Consider the following 20868-nt stretch of genomic DNA (forward strand, 5'->3'; position numbering starts at 1 on the left):
GGGGTCAGGCCAGCTTTCCGGCGGCTGCCGGGGCGGCTGCGAACGGGCGCAGCTCCACGCCGGCCTCCGTGAGCGCGAGCCGCACCTGCTTCGCCATGTCGGTTGCCCCTGGGCTGTCGCCGTGCACGCAGATCGAGTCGGCCCGCAGCTCGAGAGTGCTGCCGTCGATCGCCTCCAGCAGGCCCTCGGTCGCGAGGCGCACCATACGCTTCGCGACCTTGTCGACGTCGTGCAGCACGGCGCCGGGCTCCCGACGGGAGACGAGCGTGCCCTGCGGCGTGTACGCGCGGTCGGCGAAGGCCTCGATCGCGGTGGGGATGCCCGCCTCGGTGGCGAGGCGGAGCACGGCCGAGCCCGGCATGCCGAGGAGCACGAGGCTCGGGTCGACGAGGCGAACGGCCTCGACGACGTCCGCCGCCTGCCGCTCGTCGTGCACGATCGTGTTGTAGAGGGCCCCGTGCGGCTTGACGTAGCTCACGCTGGTCCCCTCGGCGGCGGCGAGTGCCTGCAGGGCGCCGATCTGGTAGACCACATCGGCCACGAGGTCGTCGGAGGCGACGTCGATGTTGCGACGCCCGAAGCCGGCCAGGTCGCGGTAGCCGACGTGCGCGCCGATCGCGACCCCCGCATCCGCCGCCCCCTTGACGGTGGCGCGGATGGCGCGCGGATCGCCGGCGTGGAACCCGCAGGCGACGTTCGCGCTCGTGACGATGCCGAGCATCTCCTGGTCGTCGCCCAGGGTCCAGCGGCCGAAGCCCTCGCCGAGGTCGCTGTTGAGGTCGATGGAGCGTGTGTTCATGTGGTCAGCCTTTCGCTCGGGATACGGATCAGGTGTTGAGGAGGTCGAAGATCGGTCCGACCGCGTTGACGGCCATGTACCAGGTGATGAGCGTCGCGAGCGTGCCGATGATGAGCAGCCACTTCGGGTACTTCGCGCCGCCCAGCTTCGACGGGCGGAACCAGCCGATGTACATGAACAGGGTGAGGCCGATCGGCAGGATGAGGCCGTTGAAGCCACCGACGAACACGAGGAGCGTTGCGGGCGGAGTGCCGATCGACAGGTAGATGGCCAGCGAGAAGAGGATGAATCCGACGGTCCAGAAGTCAGCGGCGCGGCCGGCGATGCGCTTCGAGAAGACCGGCAGGAACGACACCGAGGTGTACGCGGCGCCGATGATGCTCGTGAGGGCGGCGAGCCAGAAGATGGCGCCGAAGATGCGGAAGCCAGCCTCGCCGGCTGCTGCCTGGAAGGCGTCTGCTGCCGGGTTGAGGGTCGTGTCGAGCACGACGCCGCTCGCGACGACGCCGAGGATGGCGAGGAACAGCACGTAGCGCATGATGCCCGTGATGACGATGCCGGTCACAGCCGCGCGGTTGACTTCCTTGATGTGCTCCGGTCCGGCGTTGCCGGAGTCGAGCAGCTTGTGCGCCCCCGAGTAGACGATGTACCCGCCGACGGTGCCGCCGACGATCGTCGTGATGGTCGCGAAGTTGATGGTGTCGGGGAGGACGGTCTGGCGGAGTGCGTCGCCGATGGGCGGCTGCGCGACGATGGCGACGATGACCGTGAGGATGATCATGGCGATACCGGCCACGATGACGACCCGGTCCATGACGATGCCGGCGCGCTTGATGAGGAAGATGGCGATCGCGATGGCGGCGCTGATGACGGCGCCGACCTTGACGTCGAGGCCGAGCAGCACGTTCAGGCCGAGCCCGGCGCCGCCGATGTTGCCGATGTTGAAGACGAGGCCGCCGATGACGATGAGCACGGCGAGCACGTAGCCGCTGCCGGGGAGGGCGTCGTTGGCGAGGGCGCTCGCGCGCTTCCCGGAGAGCGTGATCATGCGCCAGATGTTGAGCTGCACGGCGAGGTCGATAAGCACCGAGATGAGGATGCCGAAGGCGAACGCGGCGCCGAGCTGCTGGGTGAAGGTCGCCGTCTGGGTGATGAAGCCGGGGCCGATGGCCGAGGTGGCCATGAGGAAGAGCGCGCCGACCAGCGAGGTGCGGCGAGCTTTGGCGTACTGCTTGAGCTTCTCCGGGGTGCTCGCCTCGTCGGCGGCAGAAGAGCCGGACGCTGGGGACGCCGGGGAAGCGGGAGGAGGTGTGGAGGTCATGACTCGTTCCAGTTCGGTAGGGGAGCAGCGAGTGATTGCGGCAACCCTACGGTTGTTCAACGCTGAGCAACAGATTGTTCAACGATAGACGCGTAAATGTCTTGTTACAAGATGTATCGGGCAGATTTCGTGTAACGGGTCGCCGCGAAGCGCCGCCGGTAGAGTGCGAAGCGTGAACGCAGCCGACGAGACCCTCGACAGGGCGGAACGAGCGGCCTCGAGCCTCCGCCAGATGATCGTCACCGGCGAGATCGTGCCAGGGCAGCGCCTCTCGGAGAGCGCCATGACCGAGCGACTCGACGTCTCGCGCAACACCCTCCGCGAGGCATTCCGCATGCTCACGGCGGAGCGACTGCTCACCCGGCGCCCCAACGCGGGCGTCTTCGTGGCCATCCCCTCACTGGCCTCGATCCTCGACATCTACCGCGTTCGACGCATGATCGAGGTGCAGGCCCTGCGCGCCGCCCCGGGGCGGCACCCAGCCGGGGCGCGGATGCGCGAGGCCGTCGAGCACGCCATCCGAGGGCGAGAGGCCGGCGACTGGGCGGCGGTCGGAACCGCCAACATGGCATTCCACACGGCGATCGTCGCGCTCGCGGACAGCGAGCGCCTCGACCGCGTCTACGCGAACGTCTCAGCGGAGCTCCGGCTCGCATTCGGCTTCCTCGAGGACCTCGAGTATCTGCACGCGCCCTACATCGAGCTCAACCAGCGCGTGCTGGAGCTCCACCTCGCCGGCGATACGGCCGGGGCGGCGGAGGCCCTCGACGAGTACCTCGTGCGCTCTGAGCGCACCGTGCTCGCCGCCTACGCGCGCATCGCCCCAGCGCCGACGCTCTGACCCGACGACCTGAACCGAAGACCGACTCGTCGCCTCGAGTCGCACCCAACCCGAAGGAGTCCGCCGTGTCTCTCACCGCTCTGGTCGTCCGCCACGTCGTCTTCGAGGACCTCGGGCTGCTTCGTGACGTGCTCACTGAGCGCGGCTACGGCATCCGCTACCTCGAGGCCGGGCAGGACGAGATCACTGCCGAGCTGCTCGTCGATGCCGACCTCGTCGTGGTGCTCGGCGGGCCGATCGGGGTGGGGGATGCGGAGCGATACCCGTTCCTGACTCCCGAGATCGCCGCCATCAGGGCTCGCGTCGAAGCAGACCGGCCCACGCTGGGCGTGTGCCTCGGGGCACAGCTCATGGCGGCAGCCATGGGTGCGGCGGTCGCGCCGACGGGGCGAGTCGAGATCGGCTTCTCGCCGCTCACGCTGACCCCGGATGGGGCAGCTTCGGTGTTGGGCGGCCTCGCTGACGTGCCGGTGCTGCACTGGCACGGCGACCAGTTCGAGATCCCCGCGGGAGCCGAGCGACTCGCCGAGACCCCCGGCTTCCCGAACCAGGCGTTCGCCGCGGGCCGGAACCTGCTCGGCCTGCAGTTCCACCTCGAGGTCGACCCGCGGATGGTCGAGACCTGGCTCATCGCGAACGCCTACGAGCTGGCGATTCACAAGCTCGATCCGCGGGAGATCCGGGCGGATGCGCTCGCGATCACGCCACGACTCACGGCCGCCGCGCGGACAGTCGTCGGTGGCTGGCTCGACGCGCTCGATCCCGTTGCCGCCGGCGGGGACGAAGACGGCGGGAACGAAGCCAGCGGGAACTAGGCCGGGGAGCCCGCGCCCGCCCGTGCGCTTTCCGTGGGACGAGGGTGGGGCATCCCGCGCGGCACGACAAGCGGCCCGCCCGTGATGGGGTCTTCGATGACGACGTTCGGCAGGCCGTAGATCTCCTCGACCCGCTCGCTCGTCACGACGTCGCGGGGTGTGCCGGAGGCGAGGATGCGCCCGTCGCGCATCGCGATGATGTGATCGGCGTAGCGCGCGGCGTGGTTGAGGTCGTGCAGCACGGCGACGATCGTGCGGCCCTGCCGGTTGAGGTGCGCGAAGAGCTCCATGAGCTCGACCTGGTGCGCGATGTCGAGGAACGTCGTCGGCTCGTCGAGCAGGAGGAGCTCGGTCTCCTGCGCGAGGACCATCGCGACCCAGACCCGCTGGCGCTGGCCGCCGGAGAGCTCGTCGACGCGTCTCGACGCCAACTGCAGGGTGCCTGTCGCGTCGAGGGCATCGCGGACCGCTCGCTCGTCGGACTCGGACCATTGGCGCAGGAGACGCTGGTGCGCGAACCTGCCGCGGCCGACGAGGTCGGCGACGGTGATGCCATCCGGAGCCAGGGCCGACTGCGGCAGCAGGCCGAGGCGACGGGCGACGTCCTTCGCCCGCATGCTCGTGATGGCCTTCCCGTCCAGCACGACCCGGCCGGAGTCCGGCGCGAGCAGTCGGGACAGGCCGCGGAGCAGGGTGGACTTTCCGCACGCGTTCGGGCCGATGATGACGGTGAAGGAGCCGTCGGGGATCTCGGCGCTCAGGTGCTCGATGATCGGTCTGCCGTCGTAGCCGAGGGTGATGTCCTCGGCGACGAGGCGCGACGAGGCGGGGAGCGTGGCGCGCTCTCGGGGCGTGCGGGCGGTGGGTGGTGGCTGGTGCTCAGGCACGGCGGCGGATCTCCTGGACGATGGTGACGACGAGGTAGAGGCCGCCGACGGAGACCGTCACGACCCCGACCGGCAGTGTGACGGGAAGGACGTGCTGGGCGATGAGGTCGGAGGCGAGGAGGAGCAGAGCACCGACCAGGGCTGCGAGCGGCAGCGACAGGTACGGGGTGCGCGCCATGCGACGCGCGATCTGGGGAGCCGCCAGGGCGATGAAGGCGACGGGGCCGATGACGGCCGTCGACATCGACACGAGGCCGACCGCGGCGAGCAGGACAAGCGCGCGGACGAGCTGCGGCCTGGCACCGGTCGCGGCTGCCACGTCGTCGCCGAGGTCGAGCTGACGCAGCTGCGGGGCGAGGAAGAGCAGCACGGCGAACAGCGGGATGCCGCAGACGATCGCGCCGGCGAGGGGCGGGCCGGTCACGCCGTTGAGGGTGCCGGCGCCCCACGCGGAGGCGAACATGGCGGTCTCGAGCTCGACCTCGAGCAGCATCCACGTGTTCGCGGAGGCGAGCATGGCCGAGACGCCGATGCCGATCACGATGAGGCGGAACCCCTGCGCGCCGCCGCGATGCGCGAACGCCCAGATCACGAGGGCGGTGAGGAGGCCGCCGATCACCGCACCGGCGGTCATGAGCGGCCAGGATGCGGAGAACACGACGACGCTCACGAGCATGCCCGTGAAGGCGCCGTTGGAGAGGCCGAGGATGTCGGGGCTCGCGAGCGGGTTCCTCGTGACCGTCTGGAAGAGGGCGCCGGCGACGGCGAGGAAGGCGCCGAGGGTGATGGCCGCGATGACCCGGGCGAGTCGCCACTCGTAGACGACGGTGCGGTCGAGTGCGTCGCCGCCGCCGAGCAGGGCGCGGACGACGGCATCGGGGCTGAGCGGATACGTGCCGAGCCCTAGGCCCAGGATGCCGAGGACCAGCACGGCCGCGGCCGCGGCCGCACCGACGATGGCGCTGCGCAGGCGGACGGTGACGGCGATGGGGCCGGCCCCGAGGCGGAGCTGCCGGTAGCCGAGGTCGACGGGCTCGAGGCGGTCCTCGGTGGGGGTAGGGGTGCGGGTCGCGGTCACGAGAGGGTGCTCGCCTTCCGCTGCCTGGCGAGGGCGATGAGGATCGGGGCTCCGACGAATGCCGTGACGATCCCGACGGGGATCTCGGCGGGCGCGATGAGGACGCGGCCGAGCACGTCCGAGAGGAGCACGATGACGGGGGCGAGGACCACGGAGATGACGAGGATGACACGCTGGTCGACGCCGAACAGCCACCGTGCGACGTGCGGCACCATGAGGCCGATGAACGAGATGGGGCCGGCCAGCGCGGTCGCGGTTCCCGCGAGCACGGTGACGGCGAGGATGACGCCGATCCGGATCGCGCCGACGTTGGCGCCCTGGGAGCGGGCCACGTCCTCCCCGAGGGCGAGGGCGTTGAGCCCGGGGGTGAGCAGGAGGGCGCCGAGCACTGCGAGCGCGATGAAGGGGAGCACGGGCAGCAGGACGTCGAAGCCGCGGCCGAGCAGCGAGCCCGCGTTCCAGGACCGCATCTGCTCGAAGGCATCCGGGTTGCTGAGGGTCATGCCGGTGGTCATCCCCGAGAACACGGCGCCGAGGGCCACCCCTGCCAGGGTGAGGCGGATGGGGTCGGCGGGGCCCCGGCCGGAGGAGCCGATGAGGTACACGGCGACGGTCACGATGAGGGCGCCGAGGAAGCCGAGCCACACGAACGACGAGATGTCTCGGAGGCCGAGGAACGCCACCCCGATGGCGATCGCGAATGCGGCCCCTGCATTGACGCCGAGGATGCCCGGGTCGGCGAGCGGGTTGCGGGTGAAGGCCTGGATGAGCGCTCCGGCGACACCGAGGGCGACGCCGACGACGATGCCCGTGACCGTGCGCGGCACCCGGAGCTCGGCGACGACGTAGCGCGCTTCGGAGGACCCGCCACCCCGCAGCACGTCGAGCACGACGTGCGGCGGGAGCGCGTTGGAGCCGAGCATGAGGGAGAGTGCAACTGCGGTCACGAGCAGGGCGAGGAGCACGAGCGCGCCGGTGGTTGCGCGCGCTCCTGACCCCGCCCTGAGTCGAGCCGGGGTGCGATCGGTGTGGAGGAGCGTCACCGCTGGGTTTCGAGGAAGCGCTCGATGTCGTCGAGCACAAGCGCGCCGCCCTTGGGGCCGACGCCGGACACCCAGTAGCTGGTGTCGACGAGGGTCACCGAGGGGAACTCGGCGGCGTTCTGGGTGATCGCGGCGGGGACGGCCGATGCGTCGTCGACGTCGGTGGTCGTCACGAACACATAGTCGGCCTTGGCGTCGAGGATGTTCTCGGGGGAGAGGTCGGCCTGGAGTCCGTCTTCCCATTCCTGCTCGGGGATGGTGAGGCCGGCGCATTCGAGCGCGCCGCCGGCGAACGAGGTCGGGCCGTAGAGGCTGAGCGTCGTCTCGTCACGGGGGCGGATGAGGTTGGCGGTCTTGCCGTCGACGCCGAACTCGGTCTTGATCTCCTCGCAGCGGTTGTTGAAGCCGGTCAGCAGCTCCTGTGCTTCGTCCTGCTGCCCGAGGGCTTCGCCGATGAGGAGGACGTTCTCCTGCCACGGGTCGGCCTGGCTCGCCATGAAGACGGTGGGCGCGATGGCTCCGAGCTGCTCGTAGAGCTTCGAGTGCCGCGACTCCGTTCCGAGGATGAGGTCGGGCTTGAGGGCGGCGATGGCTTCGAGGTCGGGCTCCGGCACCGTACCGACGGGCTCGACTCCGTCAACGCCCAGGTACTCGGGCACGCCGGCGACGTTGCTCGCGACTGCGGCCCCGACGGGGGTGACGCCGAGGGCCACGGCAGTGTCGAGCTCGACGGGTTCGAGGACGACGACGCGCTGCGGGTCGGCGGGGACTTCGGCCGTGCCCCGGGCGTGCTCGACGGACCGGGTGCCGGATGCGGTGCCCTCCGCGTCTCCTGCGGTCGGGGTGTCCGCGGCTCCGGCCGAGCAGCCGGCGAGCAGCAGGCCGGTGAGGGCTGCCGAGGCGATGAGCGTTGCGGCTCTGCGTGTGGTGCGTGTGTGCATGGTGAACGACTTCCGTGGGGTGGGATGGGGAGGGGGATGCGCTGCCACCGAGTGCCTACCGGTAGTAGACGGCGAGCGGGTAGTCGCCGTCGTCTCGCACCTGGATGGGGGTGCCGAAGACCTGCTCGAGCGTCTCGGTGGTCATGAGCTCGCTCGGGCTGCCGGAGTGCGCGAGCTGGCCGTCGGTGAGGGCGACGATGTTGTCGGCGTAGGCGGCCGCGAAGTTGATGTCGTGGATGACGATGACAAACGTCTTCCCGAGCTCGTCGGCGGCGCGGCGCAGCTGGCCCATCATGGCGACGGCGTGCTTCATGTCGAGGTTGTTGAGGGGCTCGTCGAGGAGGATGTAGTCGGTGTCCTGGGCGAGCACCATGGCGACGTAGGCGCGCTGGCGCTGCCCGCCGGAGAGCTGATCGAGGTAGCGGTGCTCGAGAGCTGCCAGGTCGAGGAACTCGATGGCCCGGTCGATGTGCACCTTGTCGTCGGCGGTGAGGCGCCCCTGAGAGTGGGGGAAGCGGCCGAAGCCGACGAGCTCGCGCACCGTGAGCCGGGTGACGAAGTGGTTCTCCTGGCGGAGGATCGAGACGACCTTCGCGAGGTCGCGGCTTCTGGCCTTCGTGACGTCGTGTCCGCCGACGGTGACGGTGCCGGTGCTCGCATCCGTGAGCCTGCCGACGATCGTGAGGAGCGTCGACTTGCCTGCGCCGTTCGGCCCGACGAGCGCCGTGATGCCGCCAGCTGGGATGTCGAGGGTCACGGGACCGAGCACGGTGGTCTTGCCGTAGGTCTTGGTGACGTTCGAGAGCGAGATCACAGCGCACCCTTTCGGAGGAGGTAGACAATGAAGAACAGGCCGCCGACGAACTCGATGATGACCGAGAGGGAACCGGCCGCGTAGAACACGTGGCGCAGCACGAAGTAGCCGCCGAGCAGCGTCAGCATGCCGAGCAGCATCGCGAAGGGGATGACGTGCTTGTGCAGGGAGGAACCCGTCAGCTGGTAGGCGAGGGTCGCGACGATGAACCCGAAGAACGTCATGGGGCCGACGAGGGTTGTCGAGATGGAGATGAGCACGGCCGTCAGGATGAGCAGCACCGTGACCTTGCGCTTGTAGGCGACACCGAGGTTGACGGCGGTGTCCCGGCCGAGGGCGAGCACGTCGAGGGTGTTCCGGGTGCGCCAGATGAAGGCGAGCACGACCGCGATGATGAGCGCAGCCCACGGCAGGTACTCGGGGTTCGAGTTGCTGAGGTTGCCGAAGAGCTTCGCGGAGAGCACGTCGAACTCGCTCGGGGTGAGGAGGCGCTGCATGAACGTGGAGAGCGAGCCGAAGCCCACCCCGAAGACGACGCCGATGAGCAGCATGATGTGCAGGTTGCCGCGCTTGCCGGAGAACAGCCACGTGTAGAGCAGCGTCGCGAAGCCCACCATGAGGAAGCTCTGCAGGAACACCTTGGGCAGGCCGTCGGTGGAGGCGAGGGCGGCGCCGCCGAGGAAGAACACGAGCGCGGTCTGGAAGACGACGTAGATCGCGTCGAACCCCATGATCGAGGGGGTGAGGATGCGGTTGCCGGTCGCGGTGTGGAAGAGCACGGTCGCGACGGCCTGGCACGCGGCGACGACGATGACGGTCGCGACGGTCACGACGCGCAGGTTCACGGCGAGCCAGAAGCCGCGGCTGCCGGGTTCCATGGCGATGTCGTAGGTGAGGACGCCGACGGCGGCGAGGATGACGAGGGCGGCGAGGATGCTGAAGCGCAGCCAGAGTCGGGGCGCCGTCGCGGGGCGGCTGGCGTCGCTGACCTGGTCGCCGATGCGACGGGACGTGGATCTCGGGAAGCGGGGCACGGTCTCAGCCATTGCGGCGCATCCGGAGGAGGAGGGTGATGAAGACGGCGGCGCCGACCATGCCGAGGATCATGGAGACGGGCAGCTCGAAGGGCATGCGGATGACGCGGCCGATGATGTCGCAGACGATGATGATGCCGACGCCGAGCACGCACACCCAGGGCAGGTTCGATCTGAGGTTGTCGCCGCGCGCCATGGAGACGAGGTTCGGCACGATGAGCCCGAGGAAGGGCAGGAAGCCGACCACGACGGTGGTGACTCCGGTGGCGATGGCGACGAGGGCCGTGCCGATGAACATGATGAGGGTGTAGTTGAGCCCGAAGTTCGTGGCGATGTCCTTGCCGAGGCCCGCGACGGTGAAGCGGTCGGCGACGAAGTACGCGATGACGACGATGATGGCGACGATCCACAGCACCTCGTAGCGGCCGCGGACGACGCTCGTGAAGCTGCCCATGAACCAGGTGCCGAGCATCTGCAGGTAGTTCGTCTCGATGGCGAGCCAGGTCGTGAAGGCGGAGACGACGGCGCCGAGCATGATGCCGATGAGCGGCACGATGAGGGCGGAGCGGAGTGCGACGCGGCGCAGCACGGCGAGGAACACCATGGTGCCGATGAAGGCGGAGACGCTTGCCATGACCATGCGGGTCGTGAGGCCGGCCGCTGGGGCGACGATGTAGCTCACGAGCAGGCCGAGGGCTGACCACTCGGTGGTGCCGGTTGTCGTGGGTTCCACGAAGCGGTTCTGGGTGAGCAGCTGCAGGATGAGGCCGGAGACGCTCATCGCGCAGCCCGCGAGCACGAGCGAGACGGTGCGGGGAACCCGGGAGATCCAGATCATCTCGCCGCCGAACTCGTTGCCGGCGATGTCGTAGGCGCCGACGAAGAGCGACAGGACGGCGAGACCGGCGACGGTGAGGATACCGATGGGGAGCGCCCCTCGCCGGTTGAGGAGCGGCACGTGCGGCTTCGGCGCGGCTCGGGGCGCCGGCGCTGCTGGGGGTGGGGCTGTTGCTGTCATTCGCTCGCTGTCGTGGGTGACGTGCGGAGGGGTCGTGCGGAGGGTGCCGTGCGGTTGTTGCGGTTTGCGCGGCTTACGCGGCGGGAGACCCCGGGATGCCCGGGTCCGGTTCGTGCCCCGCCTCCCGGGCGCCACGAGGGCGCCAGGGCAGCGGCGGGGCACGAGCCCCGGAGCGTGGCTAGCTGCTCGCGCCGGAGAACGCCGCGGCGACGTCCGTGTACAGGCCCGTGTAGGCCTGGATGCCCTCGTCGAGGTAGAAGGTCGGGTCGAGGTAGACGATCTGGTTCTTCTGCACGGCTGGCACGTTCTGCAGGGCCTCGGCGCCGGCGATCAGCTCGGCTGCTGCCGTAGCGCCCTCTTCGCCGGTGCCGGCGTCGCGGTCGAGCACGATCATCCACTCGGGGTTGGCCTGGGCGATGGCCTCGACGCTGATGTCGTCGCCGTGGGAGGCGTCTTCAGCGGCCTGGTCGATGGCGGGGGTGAGGCCGATCGTGGGGAAGAGCTGGCCGACGCCGCGTCCCTCGCCTGGTGCTGCGTAGGCGATCTCGCCGCCGGAGGTGATGAGGCCGACGACCGTGTCGGTGCCGTTGTAGGCGCTCTTGGCATCGGCGATGGCGGTGTCGAACGCCGCGACCGTCTCGGCGGCTTCCGCTTCCTTGTCGAAGATCTGGCCGAGGATCTCGACCTGGCGCTTCAGCTCGCTCGTGGCCTCCTCGCCGTCGCGGGGGTTGATCTCGATGGTCTTGGGCTGGATGTCCTTGAGGTCCTCGTAGTAGTCCTGGAAGCGGTAGCCGCCGATGATGAGGTCGGGCTCGGCTTCGATGACGGCCTCGAGGTCTGGCTCGCGGTGGAGGCCGACGTCGAGCACCTCGTCGCCGCCGGCGAGGTCGGGCCAGACGCTCTCCATGAGCGGCTTGGGGGCTGCGACGACGTTGATGCCCCAGTCGCTGAGGGTCTGGAACGTCGTGTTGTCGAGGGCGATGACGCGCTCGGGGTTGACGGGAACCTCGATCTCACCGTGGTTGTCGGTGATGGTGACGGTTCCGGATGCGGCAGCAGTGGTCTCCTCGGGTGCGGCCCCGGTGGCGGCTGGGGCGCATCCGGCGAGGAGGAGCGCGGAGATGGCGAGCAGTCCGGCGCCCTGGATGCGGGCGGCCGTGCGCCTCATGGGAATCGTGAGCGTTTCGGGCATGGCGGATCCTCTGTTCGGGGATGTGCTGTGCTGCGCGCACAGAGAGTGGAGCCGTTGCAGGGGCCGCACGGGCGCTTTGGGGGCGGACGGGCCAAGCCTGCGCGTCGCGTTGAACGTCCAACACGACTCGGCTTTGAGTAAGGCTAGCCTATCTTAAGTTCGGAGTCGTGGTCAGGGGCGGGAGACGGGGAGAAGTCCCCGGGCGGGGAGATAATGGCGCAATGCCTTTTTCCCGACACGAGCTGATTCCTGGCTGGCGCGACCTTGTGACGATGGGGCCCTACCGCCGCGACCATTGGGTGGCACTGCGGGTTGCACTGGCGATCGGGGCGCCATTGGTGCTCCTGTGGGCGACCGGATCCATGGAGCTGGCGATCTTCGCCGTGTTCGGGGCCTTCACGAGCGTCTACGGACGAGGGCTGGGCGTGTTCGCTCGCCTCCGACTGCAGTCGATCGCGGCGGGAGCGCTGCTCGTGTCCGTCGGGGTGGGGGCACTCGTCTCGCTGTCGCCAGAGCGCGGCCTGCTCGTGCTGCCCGTCGCCGCCGCGTGGGCCTTCCTCATGTCCCTCCTCGGCGACCGGGTGCGATGGGCACCTCCCGGCCCCATGTTCCAGATCTTCGCCCTCGCCGCGATCGCGGCGCTCGCGGTGGACGGGGCGGTGCTGCTGCGCGGTCTCGGCGTGGCCGTTGTGACGGCCGTGTGGTCGCTGCTTCTCGGGCTCGCGTTCGGCGCGGTCGGGGAGCTCGTGGACAGGGGCCGAGCGGCGCGCGCTGCCGCCGGTGAAGCCGCTGCTCCTGCTCAGGCTCCTGGGCCAGCTGTCTCGGGGGCCTCTGCTGGGGGCTCGCCGTCGACGGGATCGATCAGGTCGGTTCGACCTGCGAGGTCGACGCCGATGGGGCGCGCGTGGATGTTCGCGGTCGGCACGCTGGTGGCTGGGGCGATTCCACTGCTGATCGGCATCGGGCATCCGTATTGGGCGATGGTGTCCGCGATCGCGGGTCTGTCGGCGGCGACGGGGTTCCATCGGGTGCTGCGGGCGACGCATCGGCTTGTGGGGACGGTGCTCGGCCTCGGGGTGGCGGCGGTGCTGATGGCGTTCGAGCCGAGCGGCCTGGTTGTGGTGCTGCTGGTGATCGCCCTGCAGGGTGGAGTCGAGCTGTTCATCGTGCGCAACTACACGCTGGGGCTGCTGTTCCTGACGCCGCTTGTGCTTGTCATGGGGCGCCTCGCGGGGGATGTCTCGGCTGGGCAGCTGCTGCTCGAGCGGGGTGTGGAGACGCTCATCGGGGTGGCTGTCGCGGTGGCGATCGCGGTGGTTCTCGAGCGCCTGCCTGCCTCTTCCAAGTTATAAATCACCAGGGGGCTTGCCGCAAGACCCCGTCGAGGCACCAGAATGAGCGATCGTGACATCTCCTGCTGAAGTCTTTGCCCTCCCGCCCCACCTCTCGTTCAAGTCCGACCCGGAACTGGTGGGTGCTGATGCTGAGCAGTTCGCTTCGGTCGCTGAGGCGCTGGCCCTGCAGAAGGGCGAGCTCGCGGCGCGGCTGGACGAGCTGCGGCTGACGGAGGGCGGCGCGGGGCAGCAGGCGCTTGATCGGGATACGGAGATCCATCGCCTGTCGCGGCAGCTGCGTGGCCTGGAGCGCTTCGGGGTCGATGCGTGCTTGGGGCGGATGACGCCGGCGGATGGTTCGCCCGATGTGTACGTCGGCCGGTTCGGGCTCGCGGATGAGGCCGGGCGTCGACTGCTCATCGACTGGCGTGTGCCGGCGGCTGAGCCGTTCTTCGCGGCGACGCACGCGAATCCGCTCGGCCTGGCGAGCCGCCGCCGGTACCGCTGGAACGTGGAGCGGGTCGTCGACTACTGGGATGAGGTGTTCGTGCCCGGGGATCTCGTCGGCCGTGTGGCGCTGGACGACCAATCGTCGTTCATCGCGAGTCTCGGGACGGCGAGGTCGGGGGAGATGCGGGACGTGCTCGGCACGATCCAGGCCGATCAGGACGCGATCATCCGCGCCCCTTCGCGGGGTGCGCTGGTTGTGGATGGCGGGCCCGGCACCGGCAAGACGGTTGTGGCGCTGCACCGCACGGCGTTCCTGCTGTACTCGGACCCCCGCTTCAAGCAGGGGCGCGGCGGGGTGCTGTTCGTGGGCCCGAGTCGCCCGTACCTGAACTATGTGGCGAATGTGCTGCCGAGCCTCGGCGAGGACAGCGTGCAGCTGTGCACGCTCCGCGATCTGCTCCCGGAGGGAGCCGACGCGCGGGAAGAGGCTGATGCATCCGTTGCCCGGCTGAAGTCGTCGCTCGACCTGGTGCGAGCTGTCGGCAAGGCGGTTCGGTACCACCAGCGTCCGCCGCGGGCGCCGTTCTCGGTGACGACGACGGACTCGCAGGAGCTGACCCTGGATGCGCGCGACTGGGCGGAGGCGTTCGTGGCTTACGAGCCTGGGCTCACGCACAACGAGGCTCGTGAGCAGGTGTGGGAGGAAGTGCTGCGGCTGCTCGTCGACAAGCGCACGCCGCAGGCTTCCGAGCACGCGGTGAGGGCGTCGCTGGTGCGTGATGAGCGGTTGCGGGCCGCGTTCGCGAAGGCGTGGCCGCTGCTCGACCCGGCTTCCGTGATCGCCGACCTCTGGTCGGTGCCGGCGTACCTGCAGTGGTGCGCCCCTGAGCTGAACGCTGAGCAGGTTCGGGCGCTGCAGCGCGCCGACGCTCGCTCGTGGACTGTCTCGGATCTCCCGCTCATCGACGCGGCACGGCGACTCACGGGCGACCCGAACGAGTTCCGGCAGCGGGCACGCCGGGCCGAGGCGCTGGTGTCGCAGCAGGAGAACATGTCGCACGTGGTCGACAACCTCATCGAGGGCGACGACGACGGCGAGGGTGTCGTCACGATGCTCCGGGTCGAGGATGCGCAGCATTCGCTCATCGACGAGGATTCCCTGCCGCCGGTCGACTTCGACGAGCTTGCTGGCCCCTTCGCGCACGTGGTGATCGATGAGGCGCAGGAGCTCACCGATGCCGAGTGGGCGATGCTGCTTGCGCGGTGCCCCTCGCGCAGCTTCACGGTCGTCGGCGACCGGGCGCAGGCGAGGCACGGATTCCGGGAGACGTGGGAGGAGCGTCTGCAAGGCATCGGGCTGCCGAAGGTCGAGGTGGCGCAGCTCACGATCAACTACCGCACGCCGGAGGAGGTCATGGCCGAGGCTGCGCCTGTCATCCTGGCGGCGCTCCCGGATGCCAACGTGCCGGTGTCGGTGCGCAGCAGCGGACTGCCCGTCGTGCACGGATCGGCCGCTGACCTCCAGCAGGTGCTGGATGCGTGGCTGGAGGAGAACCTCGAGGGAATCGCCTGCGTCATCACGGCCGTCGGGAGCGGGAGCGGTGGCGGTGATGGCCAGAGCGGTGTCGAGTTCGACAACCGGGGTCGGGTGCGCTCGCTCACTCCGGAGACCGCGAAGGGCCTCGAGTTCGACCTGGTCGTGCTCGTCGATCCCGAGCAGTTCGGGACCGGGATCGAGGGTGCCGTCGACAGGTACGTCGCCATGACCCGGGCCACGCAGCGCCTCGTGGTGCTGACCACCGACTGACGCTGCGGTGCGTGTCGTCGGTGTCGACAGCTTCGGAGGGGTCGTCAGCATCGCTCACGCCGCCACGGCGAAGTACTCGGCCTTGTCGAAGTGGCGCACGCCCTCGCGCGACGCGAGGAGCTGCGCGCGCACGGTGAGCTCGCGCACCTCGCACGCGATGCCGAGCGCGGCTGCCCACAGCCGCTCGTCTGGCGTGGAGTCGCCAGAGCCTGGCCGCTCCCACGTGAGGATGACGCTCGCGGCCCGCAGCTCGGCGACCATGTCGGCGATGGCCCCCGCGATCTTCTCGAGTTGCGGATACGTCGGCCTGTTCGGGTAGGCCTCGATCGGCATGAGCACTGGGAGGGCGAGGTCGTCGGCGTCGAGGAACATGAGCCAGAGCTGGCGCCGGTAGGCCTCTCCGACGAGGCCGGTCACGTGACGGAGCACCTCCTCGTCGGTGATGATGGGCTCGGTCATCGGGGCTGGGATCGCTGTCATGCGACGAGTGTGCGCGCGACGAACGGACCGGAACCGGGCTGGCTTCGCACCTGTGGAAGGGGTGCATCCACAGGCCGCACGCCTGCGGAGTCGCCCCTCGCCCGCACTGGCCCTCCTGGAGCATCTGTTACGCCCGTCTGGCTGGGCTCTTGGCAGCGGGGCCGCGCCGTGTGAAGCTGACGGGGTGACGACTTCCCCCACCGGCAACCAGGTTTCGCGACGCCTGCTGCACGGGCCGCGCGATCCCGGCGACGCGTGGGTGTACTCCGAGACCGGACAGCGCTACTGGGGCAGGTTCGGTGCCGCAGGGCTCGTGGCCGTCGACCCGCAGCGCGGCATCCTGCTCCAGCACCGCGCCGAGTGGAGCCACCACGGCGGCACGTGGGGCATCCCGGGCGGGGCGCTGCACGAGGGTGAGCCCCCGGCCGTCGGCGCCCTCCGTGAGGCTGCCGAGGAAGCGGGTGTGCCGTGCGGCTCCGTCTCGCCGCTCTTCACGAGCGTCCTGGAGCTCGGCTTCTGGCGGTACACGACGCTCGTCGCTCGCGTCGTCGAGCCCTTCGATCCGGTCATCGCCGACGCTGAGAGCCTCGAGCTGCGCTGGGTCCCCGTCGCTGAGGTGGACAAGCTGCCGCTGCACCACGGCTTCGCGGCCTCCTGGCCTGCGCTGCGGGCCGCCCTCGAGGTGCGTGCGGCGGTTGTCGTGGACGCGGCGAACGTGGTCGGCTCGGTCCCCGACGGCTGGTGGCGGGACCGTGCGGGCGCTGCCGAGCGGCTGCTGTCGAAGGTCGAGGCCTTCGCTCAAGCCGGAGCGGCCCTGCCTGTGTCGTCCGTATCCACATCGGTGGCCGCCGGTGTCTCGGCCGAAGACCTGGGACTGGGCGGCACGAGCTGGTTCCCGGAGTTCGCGGTGGTCGTCGAGGGCGCCGCGCGGGAGATCCGCGGCCCGTCGGAAGACGAGGCGCCGCACGCCCCGGTTCGAGTGGTGCGCGCGAGCGCGTCAGGAGATGACGCGATCGTCGATGAGGCGCGTCGCCGGGTCGATGGTGGCGAGACCGTGACGGTCGCCACGAGCGATCGCGAGCTCGGCGAACGCGTTGCGGCGGTCGGTGCGACCGTGAAGGGCGTTGGCTGGCTGCGCGAGCTGATCGGCTACGGGGCTCGCCGCTAGGGCACGTGCCTGCCGCCTCGCTCTCACGTCTCGCTCTCAGGCACCGCGCCGGCAGTGCACGGCGGGCATCCGGGAGACACGAGGGGGATTCGGAGGCCCCGTGCGTAGGTTCGCCGGGTCCCGCCAATGGGAGCGCCCGATGATGGGCGCGACGATGCGCACGATCTGATCCCCGAGGAGCAACACATGACCGACCACACGACGCACGACGGCCACGGCACCCACTCGAATGCCTCGCACGCCGACGAGGTGGCGAAGATCGCGAAGCTCGTCAAGGAGTTCCGCTTCGCCATGCTGACGACGATCGAGGGCTCGGGGTCGCTGGTCGCGCATCCGCTCACCATTCAGGAGGCGGAGTTCGACGGCGACCTGTGGTTCCTCATCCAGAAGGACTCGACGACGGTCCGGAACCTCGCGGCGGATGCTCGCGCCGGGGTCTCGCTGAGCTCGAACGACTCGTGGGTCTCGCTCTCCGGGACGGCGGGGGTCGTGGATGCGCCGGAGAAGCTGCGCGAGCTCTGGAACCCGGCTGCCGAGGCATGGTTCCCTGACGGACCCGAGGACCCGAACGTGGGCGTCCTGAAGTTCACGGCGAGCGGTGGCGAGTACTGGGACACCCCGGGTGGCCGCATCGCGACGGTCTTCAGCTTCATCAAGTCGAAGGTCTCCGGAGAGCCCATCGAGGGTGACAGCGGCAAGGTCGAGCTCTAGCAGGCACGCGGGCGGCACGGACCCGTCTGACGCCCTCGACCATGAGGCACCACGCGGTGCGGTTCATGGTCGGGGGCGTTTGCCGTCGCTGCGACGGCTCGATCGACTCCGGCACGCACCGGTGTCAACATCCACGCCGCATTCAGTTAGATCGTTTAGCTTCTTTGCATGTCCTCCGATCTTCTCCGTCGTCTGTTCGTGACCGTCTCCGGAATCCTCTGCGTCGTCGGGACCCTCTACGGGGTGGGTCTCTTCGGCGGCACTGAGGTCAATCAGTCGTCGAGCGGCAATCTCTCCGCCGACGCAACACTCATCGCCCCTGCCGGCACGGCCTTCTCGATCTGGTCGGTCATCTACCTCGGCCTGTTCGCCTACGTCGTCTGGCAGTGGCTGCCGAAGCAGGCCACATCGGCGAAGGCTCGCTCCACGGGTTGGCTGGCCGCGCTCTCGATGCTCCTGAACGCCGGATGGCTGCTGGTCACCCAGTTCGGTCTGATCTGGGTGAGCGTCGCCGTCATCGTCGCGCTCCTCGCCGTCTGCATCGCGCTCGTGAGCCGTATCGCCTCACGCCCCGCCGAGAACTGGGGCGAGCGCCTCGCCGTCGACACGACCTTCGGCCTCTACCTCGGCTGGGTGTCGGTTGCGACCCTCGCGAACCTCGGGGCGGCCATCGTCTCGACCGGGGTGGCTGCTGAGAGCACGCTCGGCGAGATCTCGACCACCGCGGCCCTCGTCGCCGTCCTCGGACTCGCGACGTTCTACGTGTGGCGTTGGAAGAACCTCGCCGTGTCGGCGGCCATCATCTGGGGTGTCGCCTGGGTTGGCTTCGGGCGGCTCGCGGATGCACCCGAGTCGACGCTCGTCGGCGTCGTCGCCCTCGCGGTCGCGATCCTCATCGCCGTCACGGGGGTGCTCGCCAAGTCGATCGACTCGCGCAACGTGAGCAACCAGCAGGCCGCCCTGGCGTAGGTCCCTGCCTCGAATGGCCCAGTCACCGCTCTCGTGGTGGCTGGGCCATTCTGCATTTCATGTGTCGCACTCCCGCGGGCACGATCTCGCTAGCATTCGAGTATGGAAGCTACCGATGGAGCCCTTCTTCGAGACGAGACGCGGGCTGCAGCACGCGGCGAGCGCTGGATGCGAGTCTCACGATGAGGGTCGCGCTCCACTCGGAGATCAAGCCGGGATCGATCGAGGGGTACCGTGCCAGCCACGCCGTCGTGCCTGACGAGCTCATGGCCGCGTTCGACCGGGTCGGCATCCGCAGCTGGACGATCTTCCGCTCCGGGCATCGGCTCTTCCACGACGTGATCTGCGACGACTGGGATGCGGCCATCGCGGCGCTCGACGTCGATCCCGCGAATGCGCGCTGGCAGGAGGACATCGGACGCTTCGTCGAGCTGTACCGAGACTCCGATGGTGAGGAGGGATTCTCCCCGCTGGAGCTCGTGTGGGATCTCGATGCGCAGAAGCGCGGCGGCTGACACGCTGGGAAGCGCCCGTTCTCGCATCCGTTCTCGCATGCGTTGACGGCGTTTCCAACTTGCTCCCGGAACGATCATGGGCTTACACTCGAATCCTTGGGGGATGCGTTCTTGAGACGCCTTGTCTGGTGCAATTCCAGAGTCCTCCACCAATCTTTTCTGGTGAGTTTTCTTCTCGCTGGATCTAGGCTCTGGCCATGAGCGGTATCGAAGGCGATTCCCCAACTGCCGGGCCGGCGCTTGAGCGCGGTCTCAGCAACCGACACATTCAGCTGATCGCTATCGGCGGTGCGATCGGAACCGGACTCTTCCTGGGTTCCGGCATCGGCATCCATAAGGCCGGCCCGTCGATTCTGCTGGTGTACGTCGTCGTCGGCGCGATGCTGTTCGTGATGATGCGGGCGATGGGGGAGCTGCTGCTCTCAAATCTCGGCTATCGCACCTTCCAGGACTTCGCCGCCGACTATCTCGGTGAATGGGCGCGTTTCTTCATCGGCTGGACCTATTGGCTGTGTCTCATCTCGATCGCGACGGCCGACATGGTCGGCGTGCAGACGTATGCGAGGTTCTGGTGGCCGGATCTTCCCGGCTGGGTGCCGATGGTCATCGCGGTCGCGTTTGTGCTGGCGTTGAATCTCATCGCCGTGCAGGCATTCGGAGAGGCCGAGTTCTGGTTCGCGCTCATCAAGGTGGTCACCATTCTGGGGCTGATCGTGGTCGGCATCTTCCTCGTCGCGACGGCGTTCACAGCTCCGAACGGGGATACGGCGAGCGTCACGCATCTGTGGGACGACGGCGGCTTCTTCCCGAACGGTCTCATCGGGTTCCTTGGCGGTTTCCAGATCGCGATCTTCGCGTTCGCCGGCATCGAGCTGGTCGGCACGACGGCGGCCGAGGCGAAGGATCCGGAGAAGAACTTGCCGAAGGCGATCAACCAGGTGCCGATGCGCATCCTCTTCTTCTACGTGCTCGCGCTCGGCGTCATCATGTGCGTGACGCCGTGGAGCGAGATCGACCCGAGCGAGAGCCCGTTCGTGGCGCTCTTCCTGCTCATCGGTCTCGGCGGGGCGGCCGCCATCATCAACGCCGTGGTGATGACGTCGGCGGTGTCGGCCGCGAACAGCGGCTTCTTCTCCTCGAGTCGCATGGCCTACGGCCTGGCGACGAGGAGGCAGGCTCCTGCCGTGTTCGGGAAGCTGACGCGGACAGCCGTGCCGGGCAGTGCCCTGCTGCTGTCGTGTGGGGTGGTGCTGCTGGGTGGATCGCTCGGGTTGATCTTCGACGATGCGTTCCAGCTCGTCACAGCGGTGTCGTCGATTCTCTTCATCTTCGTGTGGTCGATGATTCTCGCGTCGTACCTCGTGTACCGGCGCCGCCGTCCCGAGCTGCATGCCGCATCCGCCTACCGGCTGCGTTTCGGCGTGCCGCTCTCGTGGGTGGTGCTCGGGTTCTTCGTCTTCATGCTCGTGGTGCTCGGCATGTTCGACGACACCCGCGGGCCGCTGCTGCTGACTCCTGTGTGGTTCGTCATCCTGGGCATCGCGTGGATGCTCGTGCGGCGTCGGGTGGGTCGGGTCGCGGCAGAGCGTGATGCTGTGGAGCCGGCTCGCCCCTAGCCGTCGCGCGTGAGCCCTGCTGGCCCGGGGGTGTC

General features: G+C 69.0%; 20 protein-coding genes. 9 read left to right on the forward strand and 11 right to left on the reverse strand.

Annotation, left to right across the window (positions count from 1 at the left end; genetic code table 11):
- Positions 1–4: 4 nt before the first annotated feature.
- Both GV007_RS01740 and GV007_RS01745 read right to left on the reverse strand, forming a co-directional pair.
- Positions 5–799: a LamB/YcsF family protein gene (locus GV007_RS01740; RefSeq protein WP_160070731.1), complete on the reverse strand. Its 795-nt coding sequence runs from the start codon at positions 797–799 to the stop codon at positions 5–7.
- Between the two features lie 28 nt (positions 800–827).
- A complete protein-coding gene (locus tag GV007_RS01745; protein ID WP_160070732.1) occupies positions 828–2120 on the reverse strand; it encodes an NRAMP family divalent metal transporter in 1293 nt (430 codons plus the stop codon).
- Between the two features lie 172 nt (positions 2121–2292).
- On the opposite strand from GV007_RS01745, the gene GV007_RS01750 reads away from it, so the two are divergent.
- The gene (locus GV007_RS01750) at positions 2293–2961 is read left to right on the forward strand and encodes a GntR family transcriptional regulator (RefSeq protein ID WP_236558243.1); all 669 of its coding nucleotides are present in this window, start codon (positions 2293–2295) and stop codon (positions 2959–2961) included.
- A gap of 65 nt (positions 2962–3026) precedes the next feature.
- Complete coding sequence (locus tag GV007_RS01755) at positions 3027–3776, forward strand: glutamine amidotransferase (RefSeq protein ID WP_160070733.1); 750 nt, start codon at positions 3027–3029, stop codon at positions 3774–3776.
- Here the strand turns inward: GV007_RS01755 and GV007_RS01760 are convergent.
- The 8 genes from GV007_RS01760 to GV007_RS01795 form a co-directional block, all read right to left on the reverse strand.
- On the reverse strand, positions 3773–4663 hold the full coding sequence (locus tag GV007_RS01760; RefSeq protein WP_160070734.1) for an ABC transporter ATP-binding protein: 891 nt from the start codon (positions 4661–4663) through the stop codon (positions 3773–3775). The two genes, GV007_RS01755 and GV007_RS01760, sit on opposite strands and share 4 nt — an antisense overlap.
- Positions 4656–5741: a FecCD family ABC transporter permease gene (locus GV007_RS01765; protein WP_160070735.1), complete on the reverse strand. Its 1086-nt coding sequence runs from the start codon at positions 5739–5741 to the stop codon at positions 4656–4658. The genes GV007_RS01760 and GV007_RS01765 overlap by 8 nt, the downstream gene beginning before the upstream one ends.
- Entirely contained in the window at positions 5738–6784 is a 1047-nt protein-coding gene (locus GV007_RS01770; RefSeq protein ID WP_160070736.1) for a FecCD family ABC transporter permease, read from the reverse strand. The genes GV007_RS01765 and GV007_RS01770 overlap by 4 nt, the downstream gene beginning before the upstream one ends.
- Positions 6781–7725: an ABC transporter substrate-binding protein gene (locus GV007_RS01775; RefSeq protein ID WP_160070737.1), complete on the reverse strand. Its 945-nt coding sequence runs from the start codon at positions 7723–7725 to the stop codon at positions 6781–6783. Before GV007_RS01775 ends, GV007_RS01770 begins: the two co-directional genes overlap by 4 nt.
- 55 nt (positions 7726–7780) lie before the next feature.
- Complete coding sequence (locus GV007_RS01780) at positions 7781–8539, reverse strand: iron ABC transporter ATP-binding protein (RefSeq protein WP_160070738.1); 759 nt, start codon at positions 8537–8539, stop codon at positions 7781–7783.
- Positions 8536–9585 carry an iron chelate uptake ABC transporter family permease subunit gene (locus GV007_RS01785; protein ID WP_160070739.1) on the reverse strand — a complete coding sequence of 350 codons (1050 nt, stop codon included), beginning with the start codon at positions 9583–9585 and terminating at the stop codon, positions 8536–8538. Before GV007_RS01785 ends, GV007_RS01780 begins: the two co-directional genes overlap by 4 nt.
- Entirely contained in the window at positions 9578–10591 is a 1014-nt protein-coding gene (locus GV007_RS01790; protein ID WP_160070740.1) for an ABC transporter permease, read from the reverse strand. Before GV007_RS01790 ends, GV007_RS01785 begins: the two co-directional genes overlap by 8 nt.
- A 178-nt stretch (positions 10592–10769) precedes the next feature.
- Positions 10770–11783, reverse strand: coding sequence for a siderophore ABC transporter substrate-binding protein (locus tag GV007_RS01795; RefSeq protein ID WP_236558245.1), 1014 nt, complete (start codon positions 11781–11783; stop codon positions 10770–10772).
- 221 nt (positions 11784–12004) lie between these two features.
- Here GV007_RS01795 and GV007_RS01800 point away from each other — a divergent pair, with 221 nt between their 5' ends.
- Together GV007_RS01800 and helR are read left to right on the forward strand one after the other, a co-directional pair.
- On the forward strand, positions 12005–13135 hold the full coding sequence (locus GV007_RS01800; protein WP_160070741.1) for an FUSC family protein: 1131 nt from the start codon (positions 12005–12007) through the stop codon (positions 13133–13135).
- 52 nt (positions 13136–13187) lie between these two features.
- Complete coding sequence (gene helR, locus GV007_RS01805) at positions 13188–15374, forward strand: RNA polymerase recycling motor ATPase HelR (protein WP_201297539.1); 2187 nt, start codon at positions 13188–13190, stop codon at positions 15372–15374.
- Between the two features lie 54 nt (positions 15375–15428).
- Here helR and GV007_RS01810 read toward each other — a convergent pair whose 3' ends face one another.
- Entirely contained in the window at positions 15429–15854 is a 426-nt protein-coding gene (locus GV007_RS01810) for a hypothetical protein (RefSeq protein WP_160070742.1), read from the reverse strand.
- A 184-nt stretch (positions 15855–16038) separates the two neighbouring features.
- Between GV007_RS01810 and GV007_RS01815 the strand changes: the two genes are divergently transcribed.
- The 5 genes from GV007_RS01815 to GV007_RS01835 all read left to right on the forward strand — a co-directional run bounded on the left by GV007_RS01815 (position 16039) and on the right by GV007_RS01835 (position 20833).
- The gene (locus GV007_RS01815) at positions 16039–17022 is read left to right on the forward strand and encodes an NUDIX domain-containing protein (RefSeq protein ID WP_236558247.1); all 984 of its coding nucleotides are present in this window, start codon (positions 16039–16041) and stop codon (positions 17020–17022) included.
- 186 nt (positions 17023–17208) lie between these two features.
- Positions 17209–17733, forward strand: a complete 525-nt coding sequence (locus GV007_RS01820) for a pyridoxamine 5'-phosphate oxidase family protein (RefSeq protein WP_160070744.1) — start codon at positions 17209–17211, stop codon at positions 17731–17733.
- A gap of 168 nt (positions 17734–17901) precedes the next feature.
- Entirely contained in the window at positions 17902–18702 is an 801-nt protein-coding gene (locus tag GV007_RS01825; protein ID WP_160070745.1) for a TspO/MBR family protein, read from the forward strand.
- A gap of 182 nt (positions 18703–18884) precedes the next feature.
- Positions 18885–19217 (forward strand): L-rhamnose mutarotase, encoded by a 333-nt coding sequence (locus GV007_RS01830; protein ID WP_160070746.1) that lies wholly within the window; start codon positions 18885–18887, stop codon positions 19215–19217.
- Between the two features lie 197 nt (positions 19218–19414).
- A complete protein-coding gene (locus GV007_RS01835; RefSeq protein ID WP_160070747.1) occupies positions 19415–20833 on the forward strand; it encodes an amino acid permease in 1419 nt (472 codons plus the stop codon).
- Positions 20834–20868: the final 35 nt, after the last annotated feature.

The organism is Pseudoclavibacter sp. 8L (assembly GCF_902506465.1).
Taxonomy (GTDB): domain Bacteria; phylum Actinomycetota; class Actinomycetes; order Actinomycetales; family Microbacteriaceae; genus Pseudoclavibacter.